A 4423-nucleotide genomic window follows, 5' to 3' on the forward strand; every position below is an offset into this window, starting at 1 on the left:
GAGAAGGCCGAACTGCGCCCGGCGCAGCTTTCCGGCGGCCAGCAGCAGCGCGTGGCCATTGCGCGGGCACTGGCCATGCAGCCGGCCATTCTGCTGTTCGATGAGCCGACATCGGCGCTCGACCCGGAAATGATCGGGGAGGTGCTGGGGGTGATGCGTGAAATCGCCCGCAGCGGCACCACCATGGTGGTGGTCACCCACGAGATGGGCTTTGCCCGCGAAATCGCCGACCGGGTGCTGTTCATCGATGGCGGGCGGCTGGTGGCCGATGCGCCGCCGGCGGTGTTCTTCGGCGAGCAGGACCATCCCCGCATCCGGCGCTTTCTCGCGCAGGTGCTCTCGCCTCTCCATGGCGCGGCCGGGGAGGCCTAGGTCATGGTATCCGCGGTTACATTCGACTGGGCCGGGGTGCTGTCCGGTCCGCCGCTGCAGTGGCTCGTCACGGGCGTGGCGACCACGGTTGCGGTCAGCGTGGCAGGCGCCATCGGTGCCAGCGTTCTGGCGGTGGTCATCGTGGGGCTGCGCATTTCGCGCTTTCTGCCGGCAGAGGGGCTTGCGGTCGGCATCATCGCGCTGTTCCGCAATTCGCCGCTGCTGGTGCAGTTCTTCTTCTGGTATTTCGCTGCCTACAGCCTTCTGCCACAAGGCTTTCGGGACTGGGTGAACGAAGACCACGTCTGGGGCACCCTGCCGGGCGGCGTTATCATTGCCTCGCCGGAATTCATCTGTGCCGCGTGGGGGCTGGCGATCTTCGGCGCGGTCTTTCTGGCGGAGGAACTGCGCGCCGGCCTTGCGGCCGTGCCGCGCGGCCAGCGCGAGGCCGCGGAGGCGCAGGGCCTTTCCGGCGTTCAGGTACTGATTGCCGTGCTGCTGCCGCAGGGCTTCGCAAATGCCTGGCAGCCCATCGTCGGCCAGTATCTCAACATCATGAAACTCTCTTCGCTGGCCACCGCCATCGGCCTGTCCGAGATCACCTACGAGGTGCGGCAGATCGAGAGCTACAACGCTCATGCGTTCGAGGCGTTCGCCGTCGGCACGCTGCTCTATCTCAGCCTTGGTCTCATCATCGGCTTCGTGCTGACGCGGCTCGGCCCTTCGCCGGCCGGTGCGGTGCACCGCAGGCCGACCCCGCAGGATGCCGCCGACGAAGCCATCGATCCGGAAACCGCCCTTGTCGCCCGGGAGGCAGGCCATGGCTGATGCCGGCATATTTCCGGGGTTCGATTTCTCGGTCATCACCGCCAATCTGCCCTACCTGCTGTGGGGGCGGGCGGCGGACGGCGAGATCGGCGGATTGCTGCTGACGCTGGTCATGGCGGTTTCGGCAGCGGCGTTGTCCGTGGTTCTGGGGGTGGCCGGGGCCGTGCTGGCATGGCTCTTTCCGGGGCCGGTGCGCAGCGTGCTGTTCCTCTGGGCGGACTTCATCCGCGGTATTCCGCTGATTTTCGTGATCTTCTGGCTTTATTTCCTGCTTCCGGCGCTGCTGGGCGTGAATCTGCCCGATACCGTCACGGTCGTGGTGGCGCTGGCGTGGTTTACCTCCGCGGCGGTGCTCTACACCACCTTCGCCGGCCTTTCGGCGCTGCCGGCAGGCCAGAGCGAGGCCGGCATTGCCGCCGGCTTCTCGCCGTTCAGGGTGCTGGTGCTGATTCTGCTGCCGCAGGCCCTGCCCAATCTGGTGCCGTCGTTCGTGGGGGTGTTCGTTTCCCTCATCAAGGACACCTCTCTGGCGTTCATCGTCAATGTGCCGGAGCTGACGACGGTCTCCAATCAGGTCAACAACCGCACCCAGATCTATCCGGCGGAAATTTTCCTCTTCACCGGCGCGGTCTATTTCGTGCTGTGCACGGCCTTTGCGGTTCTGGCGGACTTTTTCGGCCGGTCTGCCAGCCGCACCCCTTTGCGCCGCTCCGGAGGGGCCTGAGCGGGGCGGGGCAAGGACCAAAGTCGCCCACGGTCGCGACTTCTTCTTCGCCGATCAAGAAAATCATTTCGCGGCAGATTTAAAATATAGAATATAGGATCGTTGATTGCGTTCGACTTGCTGATAGCCTGAGTTGGCCGACACAGAAAATAATTCTTCTGATCGGCTGAGAATAATCTCAATTCAGAAAGCACAGCGAGCCGGAAGGTCATGAGTATAGCTTCCAACAGTCCTTCGCCGCGCCTCAGCGTCAGCGCTGCTGCGGCCCGTAATCTGGCAACGGCCACCGTCACCGCGCTTCAGAACGCCGAGACGACGCCGCGCTGGCTGCACCGTCTGCTGCCGTGGGTGGATGTTGCCGGTGGCGTGTTCCGCGTCAACCGCCGCAAGGTCGTGGTCTCCAGACCGGGCCTCGTGAGTGTCGAGGTCGGTGCGGTGGTGGCCCCGAGCCTGACCGGCGTGCCCGCGCTGTCCGCGGTGGCGCCCGAGGCCCTTGCGGCCCTTGCTGCTGCCTTCCGGCCGCGCGTTCTTGCGGCCGGCGAGGCGCTGTTCGGCCCCGGCGAGGCGCCGGCCGCGCTCGTGGTTGTGGCCGACGGCACGGTGGAACTGACTGTGGCCGGTCCGTTCGGGTCCGATCTGCGCCAGCAGCTCATCGGCCCGGGCGGCTATTTCGGCGAGGATTCCCTGGCCGGCGACAAGCCGGTGACGGCGGCCGCCCGGGCTCTGTCGGCGGCCACCGTGCTGGTGCTGGAGGCGGCCGATGCCGCGGGCGTTGCCGGCGTGAAGGAGGCGATTGCTGCGGCCATCGCCAGCCGGGCGGCCCTTGTGGCGACCTCCAATGCCTATGGCGAGGCGCCGATCGCCCTGCTGGCCGGCCACACCGGCGAGCCGCGGCTGCCCACCACCTTCGTCGATTATGTCGACCATCCGCGCGAATATCACCTGTCCACCATCCAGACGGTGCTGCACACCCACACCCGCATCACGGACCTCTACTCCAACCAGATCGACCAGTTGCGCGAGCAGGTGCGTCTGACGGTGGAGGCGGTGAAAGAGCGCGAGGAGTGGGAGCTCATCAACAACCCGAATTTCGGCCTGCTGCACGAGGTGGCGCCCGGCTTCCGGGTGCCCACCCGCTCCGGCCCGCCGACGCCGGACGATCTCGACGAACTGCTGGCCCTGATCTGGAAGAAGCCGGCGTTCTTCCTCGCCCACCCCAGGGCGATTGCCGCCTTCGGCCGCGAGGCCACGCGCCGCGGCGTGCCGCCCGCAACCGTCACGCTGTTCGGCTCGCCGTTCATCACATGGCGCGGTGTGCCTCTGGTGCCCTCCGACAAGCTGCCGGTCACGGTCCGGGACGGTGTGGCGACCAGCTCCATCCTGCTGCTGCGCGTCGGCGAAGCGGAGCAGGGCGTGGTCGGTCTGCAGAAAGCCGGCGTGACGGGCGAGGTCGAGCCGGGCCTGTCGGTGCGCTATTCCGGCACCAGCGAGCATTCCATCGCCTCGCACCTCGTGACGCGGTATTTCTCCGCAGCCGTTCTCGTCGACGATGCCATTGCCCGCCTCGATAACGTGCTGATCGGAAACTACCATGACTACCGCTATTGATCCGGCCATCGGATCGGTTTCCGACCCGAACTACATCGCGGGCGATGCGTTCGAGACGGAGCTGATCTCCCGGCTGGCAAATGAGATCTATGCCGAAGATCACCGGGGCGCGCGCGCCCCGGCTGATCCCGCGCCGGCGCCCGATTATGGCTGGCTCGAAAAGCTCATCCCGGAAAATCTGCCGTTTCCCGGGGCAGTGCCGGCTCCTTCCGCACCGCAGGCCGTCGTCGCTGTGCCGCGCGCGGTTGCGGCGGCCGATACGCTGCGGGTGGCCGTGCCCGATCCGGCCGACGCCGCGGTGGTGACCCCGTCTCCGGGGCCGGTCGGAGCACAGAGCGCCGGCCGGCCCGCGGGTCTGGCGGGTGGCTTTGCGCCGGCCCGCCCGCCCGTGCCCGGCTGGCCGGACACCGGCGGCGGCGAGACGTTTGCCTTCGGCGAGCCGCGCTTCAGCCCGGCCGCCGGCCGGTCGCTGCCCGAGACGCCGGCGCTGCCGGCCTCGGCGGCAGCCGGGCAGGGGCTCTATTTCCTGCCGCAGGCGCAGCCCGGCCGTGTTCCGGCCAGCGTGGCGACGCCGGATCCCGCGCCGCAGCGGGAGGTCAGTTCCTTTGCCGGACAGGCCGCCGGGATCGGTCTCTCGGCCTTTGACGTGCAGGCCATCCGCCGCGATTTTCCGGCCCTGCACCAGAGTGTCAACGGCCGGCCGCTGATCTGGCTCGACAACGCCGCCACCACGCACAAGCCGCAAAGTGTCATCGACATCACCAGCACGTATTATTCGAAGCACAACTCGAATATTCATCGCGCGGCTCATACGCTGGCGGCGCGGTCGACCGATCTGTTCGAGGGCGCGCGCGACAAGCTGCGCGATTTCATCGGCGCCGGTTCGTCGAA

5 protein-coding genes are annotated in these 4423 nt (G+C 67.4%); all 5 read left to right on the top strand.

The genetic code is table 11. The annotated features are described in order from the left end of the window. A partial coding sequence (locus tag V7067_RS15900) for an ATP-binding cassette domain-containing protein (RefSeq protein ID WP_334176880.1) occupies positions 1 to 372 on the top strand: 372 nt, incomplete at its 5' end. 3 nt (positions 373 to 375) lie between these two features. After that, on the top strand, positions 376 to 1200 hold the full coding sequence (locus V7067_RS15905; protein ID WP_334176881.1) for an amino acid ABC transporter permease: 825 nt from the start codon (positions 376 to 378) through the stop codon (positions 1198 to 1200). Further along, positions 1193 to 1924: an amino acid ABC transporter permease gene (locus V7067_RS15910; protein ID WP_334176882.1), complete on the top strand. Its 732-nt coding sequence runs from the start codon at positions 1193 to 1195 to the stop codon at positions 1922 to 1924. Before V7067_RS15905 ends, V7067_RS15910 begins: the two co-directional genes overlap by 8 nt. Positions 1925 to 2134: 210 nt before the next feature. Further along, positions 2135 to 3532 carry a family 2B encapsulin nanocompartment shell protein gene (locus tag V7067_RS15915; RefSeq protein ID WP_334176883.1) on the top strand — a complete coding sequence of 466 codons (1398 nt, stop codon included), beginning with the start codon at positions 2135 to 2137 and terminating at the stop codon, positions 3530 to 3532. Next, positions 3516 to 4423, top strand: a 908-nt coding sequence (locus V7067_RS15920; RefSeq protein ID WP_334176884.1) for an aminotransferase class V-fold PLP-dependent enzyme, incomplete at its 3' end; no start/stop codon positions are given. The genes V7067_RS15915 and V7067_RS15920, both read left to right, overlap by 17 nt.

This window comes from Pseudoxanthobacter sp. (genome assembly GCF_036822375.1).
Lineage (GTDB): Bacteria > Pseudomonadota > Alphaproteobacteria > Rhizobiales > Segnochrobactraceae > Pseudoxanthobacter.

Bases quoted from the DNA above. Each gene is read 5' to 3' on its own strand.
- V7067_RS15915 (WP_334176883.1), top strand. From the start codon at position 2,135: ATGAGTATAGCTTCCAACAGTCCTTCGCCGCGCCTCAGCGTCAGCGCT.
- V7067_RS15910 (WP_334176882.1), top strand. From the start codon at position 1,193: ATGGCTGATGCCGGCATATTTCCGGGGTTCGATTTCTCGGTCATCACC.
- V7067_RS15905 (WP_334176881.1), top strand. From the start codon at position 376: ATGGTATCCGCGGTTACATTCGACTGGGCCGGGGTGCTGTCCGGTCCG.